Origin of the sequence: Streptomyces sp. NPDC002701, assembly GCF_042889045.1 — a bacterium.
Lineage (GTDB): Bacteria > Actinomycetota > Actinomycetes > Streptomycetales > Streptomycetaceae > Streptomyces.
The window spans coordinates 163,386-180,751 of record NZ_JBIAQL010000013.1; the positions used below are offsets into that span (position 1 = coordinate 163,386).

Here is a 17,366-nt window from a genome sequence, read left to right on the forward strand (position 1 = left end):
ATGGGCTGGCCGATCAGACGATGTATTCCTCCATCAGTTCGGCGAGGTGGACGATGGCGGGCCACGTGGTGGCGATGTCGGTGTGGGCGTGGAGGCGTCGTTGGGCCTGGATGTACATGGCCCAGTCGGCCGGGTTGTCGCCGTCTTGGAGGAAGGCGGGCACGATCTCCAGGGAGGTCGGGTTGGAGCAGGTCCAGGTCCGGTTGCCGGTCTGGGCCGGGTCGAACTTGGTGATCGTGAGAGGGGTCTGATTCTGATCGGGGCGCGGGTTGATGCCCCAGAAGGCGCGTTCCCCGACTTCGACCAGGCCGGAGAATCGTCCGTGACGGGTGACGGGGATCAGCTCGTCGGTGTCGTCGCCGGCGCTGACCATTTCCTGGGTGACACCGAAGGCCCTGGGTACCGCAGAGCGATCGCTGCGCTCGCGTAGCCGGATGATGCGCAGGCCCGGTTGGTCGCCGGGCTTACGGCGGTCTGGGTCCGCGTTGGGGGCCGTGAGATCGATGCCCGGCAGCACGAGCTGGTCGAAGGTGATGCGGCTGTCCTGTAGCCAGGGCCAGATGTCCTTGTCGCTCGTCCGGGCGCGGCGTACGAGCAGCAGGCGGTTGGCGGTGGAGTCGAGCGACAGGGCGTTGGTGAGGAATTCGGCGAGGGCCGCGCGTGCGGTACGGGGCACGCGTCCGCGGCCGACCACGAGGGCTTCCGGTAGGGCGGTCAACGGCATGGGGCGCTCGGTGGGGCTGCCCGTCGTCGTCATGAGTTGTGCCGTGGGTTCCTCGTGGGTGTGCTGACGGATCAGCATGGGCACGAGCATCCGCTCGCCTGCGGGGGCGAGCCAGACGGTGATCAGCTCGAAGGGGCCTTCGATGCCGGGTGGGGCGGGGAGTTTGGGCAGGTGTCCGGCCTGGCGGAGGGCGTCCCGGAGGGCGGAAGTGGCGCGCTCGATGTCGGTGGTCGCGAAGTCGGTGCCGGGGAAACACTTGGCGAGGGCTGCTTTGCTGGGATTGGGGTTGGCCGGCGGGATGGGGCGCAGCCCCTGGACGTTGCGGCGCAGGCTCGGGAGGACTTTCTTGAAGAGGGTTTTGGGGTCGCGCTGGTGTGTGCGGGAGAAGTAGGCCGCGCCTTCCATCTCCACGATGCAGGCGATGGGGTGGGCCAGGCGGGGGAATGCACGGGTGATTCGCGCCGTGCGTTCGACCTCGCTGGCTTCGTAGGCGGCCCGCCGGGCTGCCGGGTCTGACTCGGTGGAGCGTGGCAGACCGGCGGTCAAGTCTTGCGGGTCGTGGCGGTGGAGGGTGAGGTTGATCGGTCCGGTGAAGCTGGCGCACGCCGCTGTTGAGGTGGCGGGAGTCAGGCCGAGTTTGTCGGCGGCGGCTGTCTGTAGACCTTGCCAGGTGCGGTCGGAAGAGGCCCAGACTTCGAGTTCGTACGTGGGGGAGTCGGGCAGATGCATCGGCAGGCGTGTCTTCGACCGGGTCCGTGCCTTGGGGCTGGGCGTCATGGGGACCAGCCCCTTGTCCTCCAGTTGTCGGGCGACCTGAGTGAGGACCTCCATATGGTCGCGGGGCTGGTAGCCGTGGCCGACGGGGTGGTCGTGGGTGGCACGAGCCGGCGGGGCGCCGTCCTGGTTCGGATGGCGGTAGGTCATGCCGGTGCTGTGGACGATGTGCGCGGCGAAGGGCTGAGCCGCCGCGTTGCCCGGGGCGGCGCGCAGTTCGTCGAGGCTGGGCGGCTCGTGGTGGGTGAGGCGGGCGAGGATGCTGGCGACGCCCGGCTGCCAGGTCCATGAGCTGTCCTGTCCGCGTCGGCGGATGATGACGGAGCTCTGCAGGAGCATGGGACGTTCGCGGCGGTGGATGAATCCCTCTTTGGCGGACAGCAGGACGCTGGCGGTGGGGTCGCCGTTTCCGCGGCGGGGGATGTAGTCGAGCGCGTTCGTCGCGAAGCGGGTCATGCCCAGGTCGAGGTGGAGGTGGACTTCAGGGACCCCCGGCACGGTTTCCAGGTGGAGGGTGAGGACGTCCACGCTGGCTCCGGCCGCGCCGTCGTCATCGATGAGGGGCTCCGGCTGGCCGAGATGCAGGGCGCGGCGGCCGTCGGCCTGGGTGGGGCCGAGCCGCAGGTCACGGTGGTGGCCCAGGAGCTGAAGATCGGTGGTGGTGAGATGTTCGGCGACGAGGCTGGGCAGGAGGTCGAAGACGTGCGCGGGAGGGTTGGCGGTGCCGTTGAGATGAAGGCCGTGCTGGGCGAGGTCGAGGTCTTCGGGGATCCATTCGAACTGTCCGGCGCCTTCGAGACGGCCGTACCAGTCGGTGTCCGGCACCTGGGGCGCCACATGAGCGGAGGCCCATGCCGACAGCGCGATCAGCAGCAGATCCGGGTCGATCTCGGTCCGCGCGCGCAGCCAGGCTGGATGGCGAGGGTTCCATTGCACGGAGGTGATCTCCGGGTCGATGAGGGTGATCAAGTCCCTCAGCGACCTGGTGGGCAGGCTGTCGGGTCCGTTGCGCTTTCGACGGCCGGGGCGGGCTTCCCAGGCGTCCTGTAGAAGGCTGAGCATCCCCGGTGGGCAGGTCGCTCGGTAGCCGGTGACGGGCCAGCTGGCCCCGGTAGCGAAGGTGAGCACGGTGGCCTGGGTGGCGCGGTAGGCGGGCATCAGCGGTGACCCCAGTCGATGTTGTCGAGGAGATGGGAGGCCAGGCCCCAGCAGGCGTGGGCGAGTTCATGGTCGAGGCGCTGTGCCGCGGTGGCGGTCGGGCCTGGATCGGTGAGCCAACCGTGCAGGAGTTGCTGGGCGGCGACGATCACGCTCGTGCGGGGAGTGTCGGCCGCGGTTTCGTCGAGCGTGGCGGTGCGGGGCGCGAAGGCAGCGTCGCAGAGGTACACCAAAACCGGTTCGTTGCCACGGATGCCGCGGCCGATTGTCTGGTGGAGCGGGACGAGGAAGTTGCCGACGAACGCTGCGTGTTCGACCGGGTCGGTCAGGCGGGAGAACAGGACCGGTTCTCCGACCCGCTGCTGCCAGCGGCGGCGTTCGCCGTGGCGGAGTTTGCGCGCGAGGTCGACGGGATCGACCGAGGGGTCGGCCAGCTCGATCGGGTCGCGGAGGCGGCGCATCGCCTCGCGGCTGAGCAGGGACAGCGGGAAGGTGGCATCGTCGGCGGGTGGGTGGATGCGGGCCAGATAGAACACCGCGCCGAGGGCTGCGACGCCGCGGGCGTTGAGGATGTTGTGGCCGCGTTGGACGGCGCCTTCGGCAGCAACCAGGATGTCGGCGTCGGACGCGGCAAAGGTGGGCAGGCGGCGCCTTGGGATGCTGTGCCGGGTGGGCGGGTCGTCGTCGCGAATGACGTGCAGGGCCGTGTACGGGGTCTTGTGGTTGATGTAGTCGGCGACTGTCTGGGCATCGCGGGTGCTCTGCACGGTGAACAGGACCTGCTGACGGTCGACGGCCAGCCGCAGACGGGCCTGCTGGAGCAGGGACTCGCGCGCACCGGGGGCCGGGTTGCAGATCCAGTCGGCGGCCGTGCACAACGCGTGGGCATGGCGAATGGGGTCGCCGCCGGTGCCCGAAGTGAAGACGGGACGGCCGTCGGGGTAGCGCGGCGGGCGGAAGAACATCTTGCTCTCCTTCAGCGCCGCCCTGGCCTTGGCCGGCTCCCGGAGTACCAGGTTCGGGGCGACGTCCAGGTGGAAGCGGGGCGAGGCGGGCATCCAGCTGGTGGCGGAGGCCAGGACGACATGCGGTCCCTCGATGCCCTCGGTTGTCAGGAGATCATGGAGGTGGTAGAGCAACCAGCGGCCGACCCCGCGCAGCCACAGGATGCTGAACGACCCGCTGTCACCACCGGGGTTGGGCTGCCACTGAAGTGCCATCAGGTTCCCGGCAGCCTGTTCGGGCACGAACGGCATCAGGTCACGTGGCGGCTGCCGGCTCCAGAAGTCCTCTCCGTCGCCGATCGGGGAGGAGCTGATGGCGTGCAGCCGTTGGGCGACTTCGAAGAAGGAGGTCGTGATTCGCGCGGCCCACACCCCGGCCTGCAGCAGTTGTGCGTACTCCGCCAGCGTGCCTCGGACCTTCGCCTCGTCGATGGCGGGCTGGTGTGTCGTGATCCATGCCTCTGCGGCCTCCTGGGCCGATACACGAGTGTCGTGGGCTGCCGTCATCGCCTCGATCAGCTCGGCCCAGTTCGCCGCAGGAGCCTGGAACGGGGCGGAGAGCAGCGAGGCGAAGTGCTCTTCGAAGTAGTAGTCGGCGGCTTCTTCCTGTTCCGCCTTGTCCGTGAAGTCAGTCCGTTCACCAAGGCCGTGAAGGCTGCGGGCCAAGCGCCGCATGAGGCTGTAGCCGGTGAACGGTCCCTCGGCGATGACGTCGCGCAGTGCGTCCGCACCCGAGGCGATGACCAGCCGGTACAGCTCGGTCAGTGCCTGATCGTGCCGACGGAAATGTTTGTCGCCAGCCGTCACCTCCGGGTTCAGCAGATCGAGGAACCAGGAGTGCTCCAGCCGCTGCCCGATGCGGTCGCCTACCCGGTGACTCCAGCCCCTGCCGGGCTGGGAAAGGATTTCGTGCAGCAGGAACCGGTCGTCGAATTGCTGCTGCACGGTGTCGGCTTCGTCGACGAGCAGGACGGACAGGTGGTGCTGTGCCGCTTCGGCGACGCGGACCTCGATATGGGACTGAGGCATCCTCGTCGAGGCCAGGCCCGCCGCGGTCGTCACCCACACCTGTGCTTCGGCAACCTTGCGTGCCGCGGTATGCGAAGGACACTGGGACAGAAGCGGGCAGTCTCGACGCCCGCTCTCGCCGACGACGGTGAGACGGCCTGTGCAGGGCCGCTCCTCGCGGGGCAGTGGGGCCCGGTCGGTCCTGCTGGTCAGCCGCAGCTCCTCCAGGTAGCACTGGTTGTCGGCGAACGCCGCGGCAGGGTCCAGCCCCGTGGGGAATGTCGTCTCGCCGTCATGGAGCAGGGAGCGCCAGAACCGGTCCTTGTGGACGCCTTCCCGGGTGCGTCCGAAGATGGGCACGGCATCGATGCCCAGGGCCTGCAGGAAGCTGACTTTGGCGAACACGTCGCTGCCGGAGGCGAGGACGAACCCGACCTTGCCGCCGCGGCGGGCGACGATGAAGGCGATCAGGTCCAGCAGGGTGGACTTGCCGCTGTTCATCAGGCCGACCACGTGCCACATGCGGTCAATGGTCATCCGCCACTGCTGATCGAGGAGATGACCTTCGGTGTGGTCGGCCAGGAGGGCTTCCATCTGCTCGAACCGTTTGACGAAGTCCCGGCTTTCGATCTCCGGATGGGCTTCCAGGAGTTTATCGATCTGTTCAGCAGCCCACTGGAGGTCATTCCGCGTGAGGTGGATGGGCTCCTGCACTCGGGAGACTGCTGCGGACAGCACCGCGGGTGCCGGCGCCGGGATGAGAGTCTCGGGGACGCGGATCTGTTCCCGCCTGCCGTCGGCCCGCTCGAAAGAACACACCGAACCCGGCGGCACCGGCCGGTACGGGGACGCCGTCTGGTAGGGGGCGATTTTCTGCAGCGTCTGACGGTAGAGGTCATGACGGGCCGCGGCGTACGGGGTGGACCGCCGGGTGAACACGGTCGACAACTCCGGCTTGTGGCCGCGCATGTCGCAGGGTTCGAAGCCCCGCACCTGTACCGGCAGCTTCACGTACTGATCGAGCTTCTCCCGCATGGTTCCGGTCTTGGCAAGCGGGCCCATCACCTCCCGCAGAGTCCGCAGCTGCGGACCCAGGTCCTCATCCAGACGCATGTAACCGGACAGCACCGGCCACAGCGCGCCGACGCCCTGGCCGGGCAGATGGTCGTCCAGGAACGACAGGCCCATTTCCAGCGCGCAGATCTCCCACGGCCTGAGGGGGCCGAGCAGGGGGCGCACGTTGGCGTCCGTCAGCTCCTTCACCAGTCGCTTGCTCCAGGCGCGGGTGTCCCTCATCGCGTTCCTCCTGCCTGACGCGCACGGACGGTGGCCTGCCGCAGGAATGTCTTCTCGTCGAGGACTTCGACGCCGGAAACGCGGCCCTGCAGTTCGCGCTCAAGGTCCGCGCGGTAGCCGGGAGTTCTGAGGCGGTGCATGGGGATGACGATGATGCGTCGCCGCGCCGGCACGCGTGGATCGCAACGAAAGCCCCGGGCGAGTAGGGCAGGGCTTGAGCAGTCCTTGGCATCGACGACCCAGCGCTCCGCCTCTGCACCCGGTTCCCGCGCCTCGAAAGTCAACGCCATATCCCACGCGTCCAGGCACGGCCAGTCCTCGATGCACAGTGTGCCGTCGGCGAGTTCGCCCAGGCGGTCCAGCAGCCGTCCCTCCAGCAGTCCCGGATCGTGGAAGAACTGGCGGGTTGCCCGGTGCTGGGCCCAATACGCGCCCAGACACGTCACCTCGTACGGCTCCGGCACCCCTGTACAGCCGGGAGCCCCACAGCCAACGGCCCCGTCGTCAACCGGATTCCGGCAGGCGGCACAGCGCCGCAGGCGAACTTTTCCTGGCGCCTGGACCGGGTGGTGGACGTAGGCGACGCGGACGAACTTCGCGAGGAACGAGTCATGGTCGGAGTCCGCTGCCGGTAGTTCCCGCGCCAGCGCCTGGACCTCGCGGTCGGGGAGCACCGGGTGGTCGATCAGCAGGCGCCGCAACCGGCAGTAGACCCGCTGGACAGCGTCGTCGTCCTTACCGTTCATCCGGGCACACAGCATCAGGGCGGCAAAAACCTGATTCTGAACGAGCTCCGCCTCGACGTCAGCGTGCTGGATCAGGTCTGCCGCCTGCTCGGCGAACTCAGACAGGGCATCACCCTCCAGCAGCACCACTTCGAGATCGCCCTCGGTGAGCGACAGCGGTACAGGCCACGATCCCAGCGGGCGACGGCACCAGTCGAATAGCTCCAGGTCGTTGCTGGGGCCTTCCAAACCCAGTGACTGCGCCTTCCACCACAACCGGCCGCGTGCATCACGCCAGGCACGCGGCAATGGCCCCGACCCGTCCGTGCCGCGGGTTTGAACGCCGGCCCGCTGTCGTTCGAGGCGGATTTTCGCCAAGGCCGCACACAGCAGCTCCACCAGCAGGTAGTCGTCCTGAGCGGTCCGTGGGTCTCTCTCTCCGCCGAGGCCGGCGTCCCGCGATGCAGGGACAACAGCAGCCGGGTGGTGGTCATCTGGAACGTCGCCGTCAATCGACGGTGGCTGCGTACCGCCGGAGGCCGACGCAGCCGCTTCCTGAGCAACACTCATAGCCGACCGGTATACCCGACCGCACTGACAAAGCCCCTCAGGATTCAAACGTACATGCGATTAATCCGCTCATGATTTCGATTATCGTCGGCTGGCGCTGCCGGGCGGCAGTGTGGACAGCGGCGCTACGGCCTGCGGGATTCTTCGATCGGGATCTCTGAAAACCGCTCTGTCTTCGGCTCCGAGAAGGCGCGCGGCCCGCGCTGTCAGTGGCGGGTGGTGGGATATGCCGTAGCACTGTTGCCGATGTCTCCGGAGTCGCCCACATGAGCTTAGATGTGACGGTCTGTCAACGGTCCCTGCCTCTCGCGAGCCGAAAATGCATCGGAGCGAGCCCGGTCCCTCGCCCGGGGCGAGCCGTCGGGCGGTCTGGTGCGGGCAGCTCTCGAGCGCTGGGGTCCGGCGGGCGAACCTCGCAGTGGCGACAGGGGGTGTGCAGGGCGCCGTCGGCTACCCGCGCGCATATGCCCGAGGGCGCCGCAAGGTGCGCTCCGATGGCTGCGTCGTTTGCCGTTTTTCGTGGTTCTGGGGAGGCAGATATCGTCTGTGAGTCTCCCGCGCAGGGAGCGCGACGCTCCGCGTGTGCTCACCCGGCAGGCCAAGCCTGGTGTGGACGCGCAGAGCCCGCGCCTAAATAGGGTGACCACCAGGATTTCATGGCCTTCGGGTCGCCACCTTTTGACGAGCAAGGACACCCCCGACTGATGGCAGTGACCCAGCAGGAGATCGAGAACCGGTTGTGGGACGCCGCCGACGAGCTGCGCGTCGCGATGCCCGAAGCGCAGTACTCCTCCGTCGTCTTCCCTCTGATGTTCTGGAAGTACCTGTCGGATACCTGGGAGCACACGCACCAGACCTTCCTCAAGGAGAACGAGGACCTTAACCTCTCAGCCGAGGAAGCCGACGAGGTCGAGTACAGCAACTACCAGACGTTCAAGATCCCCATTATCTTCCCTGCTACTGTCGCCGAGCTCCGCGCCTCTTGGTCATCCATCCTGGCCACCGTCGCCCAGCACGGCCTCGGACAGCGGGTTCGCGCTTCCCTTCAGGCCATCGAGTCGGCCAACCCTGACAAGTTCTCCCGCTTGTTCGGGTCAATGACCTGGACCTCCGAAGCGGTGCTACCAGGGGAGGTGCTGGCGTCAGTCATGCGGGCGATGGACCGCACTCCCAAGATGCACGAGGGCAACATGTCCCACGACGTGCTCGGCGGAGCGTATGAGTACCTGCTGAAGCGCTTCTCCGACGGTTCCGGCACCCGCGCTGGCCAGTTCTTCACCCCGCGCGAGGTCGTCGAGCTGATCATCGAACTACTGGCTCCCAAGAACCACGAGTCGGTATACGACCCGACCTGCGGATCAGGCGGCATGCTCATTGCTGCCGCCAGTCTCCTGAAGTCCCACGGCGGGCGGGGATACACACTCAGCCTGAACGGGCAGGAGGCGGTAACGGACACGGCAGGTGTGGCCCGCATGAACCTCTTCATGCATAACCTGACCGATTTTAAGGTCGAGGTCGGCGACACCCTGAGGGATCCGCGCTTCAAGAAGCCGGACGGGTCCGTCAAGCAATTCGACGTGATTGTCGCCAATCCTCCCTACAGCATGAAGTGGAAGCCCTGGACTAACGACCCTCGCGCCATGGGCGGGGTCGCCCCACAGTCGTCGGCGGACTGGGCATTCGTGCAGCACATGATCGCCAGTATGGATCCGAAGAAGGGTCGCGCCGGCGTCGTCCTGCCGCACGGCGTACTCTTCCGAAGCGGCCAAGAAGCAGCTATCCGCAAGCGCGTTCTCGACGACGACCTAATCGAAGCGGTCATTGGCCTGCCCGCGAACCTTTTCTACTCGACAGCCATCCCCACGGCGATCTTGGTTTTCCGTGCCCCTGGCGTCAAGGTCAAAGAGCGGCGGGACGGTGTATTGTTCATCGATGCTTCCAAGCGGTTCACCAAAATCAAGAACCGCAACATTCTCACGGGCGCTGATATTGCCGACACGGTAGCCGCCTACCGATCTGGCCATGCTGGTAACGGCGCCCAAGGGGATTCCGGCAGAGCGGGAGACCTGCCCTCGCGATTCGTCCCGATGGCCGAGATCTTGGCCAACGGGTATGACCTCAACATCGGCCGCTACATCAAACAGGCTGCCGCCGAAAAGGAAGACCTCGGCACCCTCATCGACGTCTACAACATCGCCCGAGCCGAGCGCCAAAAGGCCGAGCAGCGCATGCTCTCGGTTCTCTCTGCCGCTGGGATCGAGGGCTTCGATGAGTGACTGGCAGCAGATTGACTTGGGTGACCTGGACACTCCTCCATCCAGTCAGGGGGCGGTTCCATCGCAGAGTCAGAGAGACGCGGGCGCCCCTGCCGATGATGGGAATGCCGCCGAGGCCCGGGCAGGCTGGCTCCGTGCACCCTTGGCTCGGTTCCTCGCCCTGGATGTGGAATCCGTGGACGTGGAGCCATCACGCATGTACCCGACCGTCGGGGTATTGAATAGAGGGCGGGGACTGCTCTATCGCGATCCCGTTGCGGGTAGTTCAACCTCATACAAGAAGCTCAACCGGATCCGCCCTGGAATGCTCGTTTACAGCCGCCTTAAGGCGTTCGAAGGGGCGATCACCGTCACGCCTGGCGACCTGTCAGAATCGTTCGCCTCGCAGGAGTTCCCCACCTTTGCATTCGCTTCCGATGCAGACCCCAACTTCTTCCGCATCCTGACCACGACTCAGAGCATGTGGGACGCCCTGCAGGGTGCTTCCAAAGGTATGGGGGGAAGGCGTGAGCGTGTGAAGCCAGCCGACTTCCTCAACATCGTCATGGATATCCCGCCACTGTCTCTGCAGAAGCGGATCGTCGAGGTACTGGGAGCAGTTGATGACCTGCTTACCGCGCTGAAAACCGAGTCCGAGGCGCTGGAGGGGATTCTGGAGTCGATGCGCTCGGACCTACCAGAGGTGGATCATCAGCCCATCAGCGACGTACTGCTGGGGATCGAAAGCGGTAGGAGCGTCCAGGCTGGAGGGGAAGCCTGTGCTGAGGACGAGTATCGAATCTTGAAGCTCAGTGCGGTACAGCATGGTTGGTTCAAACCCTCTGAGGCCAAGACCGTTACAGAGGTTGCCGCGTTCTCCCTTAATCATGTGGTGAAGAACGGAGACCTACTCATCACGCGTGCCAACACTCCGGAGCGCGTGGGCTTTGTTGCCGTCGCAAGGGACGTGCCCGAGGGGACGTTCATGCCTGACCTGATCTGGCGCCTTCGTGTGGACGAGTCTCGCGTTCGCGCGGACTACCTGGAGCATGCTTTGTCGTCGCGTGAACTGCGGCCCAGTATCTCCGGTACTGCCGGTGGAACGAGTAAGTCGATGGTCAAGATCAATAAGCGCGGTTTCGGTAATGTTCGAGTGCCCATTCCGTCGCTTCCAGAACAGAGTGAGTACGTCCAGCGGTGCAACGCTGTGGCCGAAACGATCATGGCCGCTCGTGCTGAGGAAGCCCGTCTTCGTCGGGTCCGGTCGGGGCTATTTGCGGGGTTGCTGGACCGCAGCATCGAGATCGAGTCTGTCGAACTGGGGGTCTGAGCCGTGGCAAAGGGCATTCGGGAGCGCGAGTTCCAGAACTCGATGATTCAGTGGTCCCTCCCGATGGGATGGGGCTACAAAGCGGGCAGGTCGCTGCCACGTGAGACGACACAGACGGTGCTCGCCGGCCAGCTGCGGGACGCCATCGTCCGACTCAACCCTGAGGTGATCGACGGGTTCGACGTGGACGCCGTGGTCGAGGAGGTCATCGCCACGGTCAACGCCGTCGAAGGCGGGCTGGTGCGAGCCAACGAGCAGGTGCTGGAACTGCTCCGCGGGCACAAGGAGTTCCGGGGCGCCGACGGCGTGTGGCACGCCTTGAAGGTCATCGATTTCGAGCACCCGACCACCAACACCCTGGTCGTGTCGGACGAGGTGACCATAACCATCCCCGGCAAAACCCCCCGCCGGTTCGATCTCGTGTACTGGGCCAACGGCCTGCCCCTCGTTGTCGTAGAGGTGAAGTCACCGACCGCTAAGTCCGGGTGGGCCGACGCCGCACGCGAGATCAACGACGTGTACGCCACCGAATACCCGTGGTTCTTCACCCCCAATGTCTTCGCTGTCGCCTCCGACGGGCTGAAGCTGCGGTTCGGTGCCGCTGGTGCGCCCCTGAACCTGTGGCAGCCGTTCCGATCCACTGACGACGACGAGAACCTGTCCGGGCAGGCCGACGTGCAGCGCTCCGTCGAGCTGCTGCTCAACCCGGCCACAGTCTTGGACATGCTCGCCAATTTCACCCTGTTCGACACCTCTGGAGGCGGGGCGGACAAAAAGTATCTGCCCCGCTACCCACAGATGGAGGCCGCCCATCTGATCCACAGGCGGGTCCTGGCCGACGGCAAGAAAGGTCTGGTTTGGCACCACCAAGGCAGCGGGAAGACGCTGCTGATGGTGTTCGCTGCTTCGCTGCTACTGGCTGACACCCGCACCGAGTCGCCCACGATCATCCTGCTCTCGGACCGAACCCAGCTCGTGCGCCAAACCTCCGGGGTGTTCACCTCCGCGATGGGCGACGCCTACTTCCACCAACCTTCCACCAGCAAGGAGTTGCGCTCCCTGCTGGCTGACGATGTGCGCGGCGTCATCTCCACGACTGTCCACAAGTTCGCCGACGCCGGCAAGAACCTGTCGACCCGCCGCAACATCATCGTGCTGGTCGATGAGGCACACCGCACCCAGTCATCCGAGGAAGAGTCCCTGGCGGGGCAGATGCGCGCAGCGTTGCCGCACGCGAAGTTCTTCGGCATGACCGGCACACCCGTCAGGAACCTCGCCACCAACACCTTCGCCCTCTTCGGCGAGGAGACCGACCCGAACAGGGTGCTGCACCGGTATTCGGTGTCCCGGTCTCTCCAGGACGAGGCAACCGTTCCAGTCATGCTGGACCCGCACCCGGTCACCTTCGAGATGAACGACCGGGCCCTACAGGCCGAGTTCGACCAGTTCGCCGACGAATTTGACCTCGACGACCCCGACCGTGAAACCTTGTCCCGCAAGTTCGGGCGCCTCACCTCGGTGTTCGCCAACCCCGAACGCATCCACACGGTCTGCCAGGACATCGTGGACCACTACCTGGCCGGCACCTATCGCAACGGGCTGAAGGCGCAGGTCGTCGCCTACAACCGTGAGCTGGCCGTGGCATACACGGACAAGATCAACGAGCTGCTGACTGGCTTCGAGGCATCGCAGGTACTCGCCGAGGTCGGCAAGCACGATCGGATCACCGCAGAGGTGAATATCCACGTCTCGGACGCCAAGACCGAGGAAGCGGCCATGCGGCCCTACCGGCTCTCCGAGGTCGACGAGGAGGACCAGAAGCGGCGATTCCTCACTCCCGATGACCCACTGTGCTTCCTGGTCGTGACGGCCAAGCTGATGACTGGGTTCGACGCCCCCAACGAGGGCGTCCTCTACCTGGACAAGCCAATGAAGGCTCACAATCTGTTCCAGACGATCACCCGCCCGAACCGCACCTGGATCTCCCCGGCCGGCTTCGTGAAGACCACCGGCGTGGTCGTGGACTACATCAGCCTGGCCGAAGAGGTCCAGCGTGCGGTGGTCGACCCCACCTCGGAGGGGTCCGCCGGCAAGGGCGGTGGGTTCGTCACCGACCTGACCGATCTGGTCGCCGAGTTCCGCACCACCTTTGCCCGCATCGAAGACCTCCTCGCAGATGTGGACGGTCTCGACCTCACGGCTCACGGATACGAGTCCGTACGTGTCATCAACGGCTTCCTGGACGCCAACCCTGACGCCGCTGAGGTCTTCAGCAAGAACTACCGGCTTCTGGCCCGCCTGTACCCGCTCATCAACACGGACAAGCGGGTCGCCAAGTACCAGGACGGGTTCGGGCTCTTCGGGTCTGCGTACACGACCCTGTTCAAGAAGTCTTCCGACGAGGAAAGGAAGGAGAGACTGGGCGAGCTGGGGCCGATGGTCCTGGAGATAATCAACGCCCACGTCCACTCCTTCTCGGTGGCCGCCTCCCAGGAAGAAGCCCTCGTCCTGGATGCCCAGGGCATCACGATCCTCAAGGAGCTGCTGGCCCTCGTCCGTCCCAAGCCCGACAAGGACGATAGCGAGGACAAGAGGCCGCCGTCTGCGGCGGAGATCCTGGACCACATCAAGGCCGCCCTTGAGAAAGGCGTCGAACCGGGGTCCGCGAAGTACACCGCCCTGGCAGAGCGGATCAGGCAACTGCGGGACCGGATCATCCAGAACGCCCAGGACGCCCTGGAGTTCCTGGCCGAAGCACTCCGGGTCGCCCGTGCCATCGTGAACGCCGAGAAGCACCCCGACGAAGCCGTCGTACTTGACGACGACCACGTAGGTGTCCTGTCACGGATCATCCACGACCACGCGCCGCCCGGCCTCACCGTCACGGAGCAAAACCTGGCCGAGGAGATCGACCAGGTGGTCAAGCGCACCCTCGCCCAGTCATGGGACAACGCCGAGGCACGCAATCGCGGTGTCCGCCGTGCAACCGCCGCAGTCTTCCGCCGGTACATGTTGAAGCCGGTGGGCGAACCGTACGGCTCCACCGTCGCCTACGTCGAAGCCCACTACCTCGTTGACTGACAATGCGATGAGGCCCGGCAACCCGTGTCGGTTGCCGGGCTCATAGTGCAGGGCGATGCAGACTCGGAGAAGCGCTGTTTCTCAGAATGAAGCGGGCGCTTCAGAAGGCGCCTGCTGTATCCCACGTTGATCCACCCGTACGACGCACCCTACGAACACGGCATGCATCGGGCCGCGTCTGGGGAACGGACACGCTGGAAGATTCACGCGGCCGGGCTGCTGCTGATCACGGCTTGGATTCCACGAAGTCTGTGCGGGGCAACTGGCGGCTGCGCATTCTCTATGGCGCGCCCAAGTCTCACAGCCTCGCGAGTACGCCTGGGGACAGGCTGCTCGTGAATCCCGTCTGGGGGACGCGGCGGAGAAGGGGGCCGAGCAGGCCCTGCGTGCCGGCTTGGCGGTAGTACCGCCCGAGCGGGTGCATTTGGTGCTCAGGCGCTGCGTCTCCGGCCGCCGGGACTGCTGGGATCGCCTGCTGGGTGTCGTCAGGCATACGTTCCTCCGTTCGATGCTTTCCGTCCGTCGCAGTCGTGGGGTCTCGATCGACCACGGGCGGTAGCCGCGCTCCTGCGTGTCCTGATCGGAGTGGGTGGCGAGGAAGCGGACGAGTCTGCCGACGCGCTACGGCAGTTCGATCGGTCCGTAGCGCGCGTGCGGCTCCTGCCGCATCAGCGCGTCGTACCGGTCCGCCACCGAGAAGTGCCAGAACTCGGTTCCGTAATTCGTGAAACCCGCGCCCTCCATCGCGTCGAGCAGCAGCGTGCGACGGTGGCGTGCCTGGTCGCTGAGGTTCGGGGCGTGCGTGAAGCACGCCCCGTCGCTCTCCTCTGGGGAGGCGTTGACGCGGGTTCCGAGGTCGAGTTCATGGCCGTCCTGGTCGACGAGGGTCACGTCCACAGCCGCGCCCGCGGAGTGAGGCGCGATCTCCGGCGGCGACACATACCGGCTGGCGGCCTGGTGCAGCTGCTCAGGCGTCCAGTCGGGGTGGACGGCGGCCAGCTCGTCGCGGTACTCGGTGAAGTAGCGCTGTTGGAGGGCCAGCGGCCGGTAGCCCTCGATGAACAGCAGGTCGGTACCGGCGGGCAGGAGCGAGCGCGCGTGCTTCAGCCGGGTGAGGACGCCTTCACGTACGTGGGCGAACGCGCCCACCGGGTCTCGCTTTCGGGTGTCGACGCGGACGTCGTGGTCACGCACGTCGACGAGCGACTCTCCACACTCGCGCACCGGGATCGCGGCGACCTGCGGATCGGACATCAACACCAGGTTCATCGGATCTCCCTGTGATGGCGTGCACTGCGGTGGCGGGGCGGAGGCAGCGGTCAGATCGGATTCGCGCACGCTCCGGGCGACGGTCTCCTGCAGCGTGCTGTCGGCCGGGACCATGGTCTCCAAACCGCCGGGGAGCAGATCCAGCTCGCGGTACCAGGAGATGAGATGGTTGTCGGTGACCTGCTCCAGGTACACGGCATCCGCTTTCGACGCGTGCCGGGCCAGAGTCACTTCCAGAGGCACGTCGAGGTAGTAGCAGGCTGAGACACCACGGTGGTCCCCGACCAGCGACGTGATCATGTGGCTGTAGCGGTCGGCGTAGAGGATCCCTTCGAGTACGACGTGAAACCCGGCATCCAGGGCGTGAGGGCGATCCTGCCCAGCAGGGCGATGTTTGCACCGCCCGTGGTGTCGTGCTCGCGCAGCACATTTCGCCGGATCACGTCCTGGCCCACGATCGCGACACCCCGGCCGTAGTGATCTCGCAGGCCCTGGGCCACGCTCGACTTGCCCGACGCCGAGTTTCCGCGGATCACTACGAGGCGGGTGTCGGGACGTCCGACCGCTGCCGCAGCGGGTACGTGGCGGGGCGCGCTGGTCGGTGTGTCGGTCATGCGGGCCAGCCCGTCTCGCTGTACAGCTCGCCGTTCTGGATCTTCGCGATAGCCAGTCGGGTGTAGGGGACGAGATCGTCGGGAAGGCTGGCGGGGTCCCAGAATTTCCACTGGGTGCACTTGTCCGGCTCGCGCAGTTCCGGCTCGCCGCTCCAGGCGCGGGCGCGGAAGAACAGGCCCATGCGGGGCGGGTTCCTGGGCTTGCCGATGTGGTGGACGACGTGGACGAGTTCGACGTCCTTGCGCTCGATGTGCAGGCCGGCTTCCTCGCGTGCCTCCCTGATCAGGCAGGCGATGGCGTTCTCCTGTTCGCAGTGGCCGGCCAGGACGTGCCAGGTGGACGGCGCGAACGGGGAGCTGGGGTGGCGCAGCCCGAGCAGCACCGTCCCGTCGGGCCGTTCCAGATAGAGGTGGACGCCGATGATGTTGGGGACCGTGCCGTGCGGTGATGCCGGACTTTCCTCCTCAGGTTCAGACCCGCTCTGCGTCGCCGGAAGGCTGGTGGCGTGGCGCCGTACGAGGTCGCTGGTGGTGTCCGCGATGCGGAGGCGGTGAAGATCCGAGGGAGCGAACCAGGCGAGCATCACCCCTTCGGTCAAATGGAGTTCGCGCGGGTCACCGTTCCAACGGCCTGCGTAGATGGCGATGGGTACGGTCGCGCCGGCGTCGTCGGTGGCATGCTCGGTGCCGAACGGAGCGAGGTAGGCGAGGTCGAGGCCGGCTTCCTCGGCCAGTTCACGCCGGACGGTGTGTTCCAGGGTGGCGTCCTGAGACTCGCGGCCGCCATCCAACAGGGACCACATGCCCGGCTCCCAGATCTGGCCGGGGAAGTAATCGCGCAGGTGGAGCAGGTACTCGCCGCGATCGTTGTAGATCAGGGCCGAGGCGTTGGCCGTCTCCGGTTCGGCCCGGAGCGGGAGCTTGAGCAGCTTCTCGCGCAGAGTTGGCGAGGTCACCCGGTCCACGGGATGCCACTCGATGCCGCCGATCTCTTCCTCCTGCAGCACGACCGGCACTTCGGTCGCGGTGCGCAGACGGAAGAGGAACCGGAAGTCGAAGTGCTGGTGCTCGGGTTCACCCTTGCCCGAGTGAGCGTCGATGTCGTGGATGTCGATGTCCAACGGCACAGTCTCGTAGCCGGGCCACGACGTGACGGCCCGGGGCGGGATGCCGGTCTCCTCGGCCAGCTCCCGCAGCGCCGCCGCTGCCAAGGAGTCATCGGTGGGCTCGGTGTGGCCGCCGGGGGCGAGTACCAGCCCGCTGGCCAGGTGCAGCACGTGCAGCACGCAGCCGAGCTGGTCGACGACGATCGCACTGCAGGTGACGTGGCCGGCGAAGGTCGAGCGGCTGGCGATGTTCTCGCCGGTCCGGTCGAGGGCGTCCAAGAGGACGCCGAGCTGCTCGCGCTCGCGAGGGTGGCGAGCGAGGTAGGCATCGACGGAGATGCGGATGCGGTGGTGCGACAACGACATGGGGACTACCTCAGAGGGGTGTGGAGCGGGAGGAGACGGGACGGGTTCGGGTCAGCTCAGTCGCATCCCCTCCGCGAGGATCGCCT

General features: G+C 66.3%; 9 protein-coding genes. 3 read left to right on the top strand and 6 right to left on the bottom strand.

What is annotated here, in order from left to right; all coding sequences use genetic code 11:
• Positions 1 to 13: 13 nt before the first annotated feature.
• The 3 genes from ACFYXC_RS28885 to ACFYXC_RS28895 are packed head-to-tail and all read right to left on the bottom strand — an operon-like array spanning position 14 to position 7,259.
• Positions 14 to 2,656: a pPIWI_RE module domain-containing protein gene (locus ACFYXC_RS28885; protein ID WP_389554800.1), complete on the bottom strand. Its 2,643-nt coding sequence runs from the start codon at positions 2,654 to 2,656 to the stop codon at positions 14 to 16.
• Positions 2,656 to 5,964, bottom strand: coding sequence for a hypothetical protein (locus ACFYXC_RS28890; protein ID WP_389554801.1), 3,309 nt, complete (start codon positions 5,962 to 5,964; stop codon positions 2,656 to 2,658). The genes ACFYXC_RS28885 and ACFYXC_RS28890 overlap by 1 nt, the downstream gene beginning before the upstream one ends.
• Positions 5,961 to 7,259, bottom strand: coding sequence for a hypothetical protein (locus ACFYXC_RS28895; RefSeq protein ID WP_389554803.1), 1,299 nt, complete (start codon positions 7,257 to 7,259; stop codon positions 5,961 to 5,963). Before ACFYXC_RS28895 ends, ACFYXC_RS28890 begins: the two co-directional genes overlap by 4 nt.
• Before the next feature lie 704 nt (positions 7,260 to 7,963).
• Here ACFYXC_RS28895 and ACFYXC_RS28900 point away from each other — a divergent pair.
• The 3 genes from ACFYXC_RS28900 to ACFYXC_RS28910 all read left to right on the top strand — a co-directional run bounded on the left by ACFYXC_RS28900 (position 7,964) and on the right by ACFYXC_RS28910 (position 13,925).
• A complete protein-coding gene (locus ACFYXC_RS28900) occupies positions 7,964 to 9,535 on the top strand; it encodes an N-6 DNA methylase (RefSeq protein ID WP_389554805.1) in 1,572 nt (523 codons plus the stop codon).
• A 196-nt stretch (positions 9,536 to 9,731) separates the two neighbouring features.
• Positions 9,732 to 10,844, top strand: a complete 1,113-nt coding sequence (locus ACFYXC_RS28905; protein ID WP_389554807.1) for a hypothetical protein — start codon at positions 9,732 to 9,734, stop codon at positions 10,842 to 10,844.
• Positions 10,845 to 10,847: 3 nt separating this feature from the next.
• Positions 10,848 to 13,925: a type I restriction endonuclease subunit R gene (locus ACFYXC_RS28910; RefSeq protein WP_389554809.1), complete on the top strand. Its 3,078-nt coding sequence runs from the start codon at positions 10,848 to 10,850 to the stop codon at positions 13,923 to 13,925.
• A gap of 621 nt (positions 13,926 to 14,546) precedes the next feature.
• On the opposite strand, the gene ACFYXC_RS28915 is transcribed toward ACFYXC_RS28910, so the two are convergent.
• From ACFYXC_RS28915 to ACFYXC_RS28925, 3 genes are read right to left on the bottom strand one after another with little or no spacing between them, the layout of a single operon-like run.
• Positions 14,547 to 15,437, bottom strand: coding sequence for a M15 family metallopeptidase (locus ACFYXC_RS28915; RefSeq protein WP_389554810.1), 891 nt, complete (start codon positions 15,435 to 15,437; stop codon positions 14,547 to 14,549).
• A 53-nt stretch (positions 15,438 to 15,490) separates the two neighbouring features.
• Positions 15,491 to 15,808, bottom strand: a complete 318-nt coding sequence (locus ACFYXC_RS28920; RefSeq protein ID WP_389554812.1) for a hypothetical protein — start codon at positions 15,806 to 15,808, stop codon at positions 15,491 to 15,493.
• Positions 15,805 to 17,280: an NUDIX domain-containing protein gene (locus ACFYXC_RS28925; protein WP_389554814.1), complete on the bottom strand. Its 1,476-nt coding sequence runs from the start codon at positions 17,278 to 17,280 to the stop codon at positions 15,805 to 15,807. The genes ACFYXC_RS28920 and ACFYXC_RS28925 overlap by 4 nt, the downstream gene beginning before the upstream one ends.
• Positions 17,281 to 17,366 lie beyond the last annotated feature (86 nt).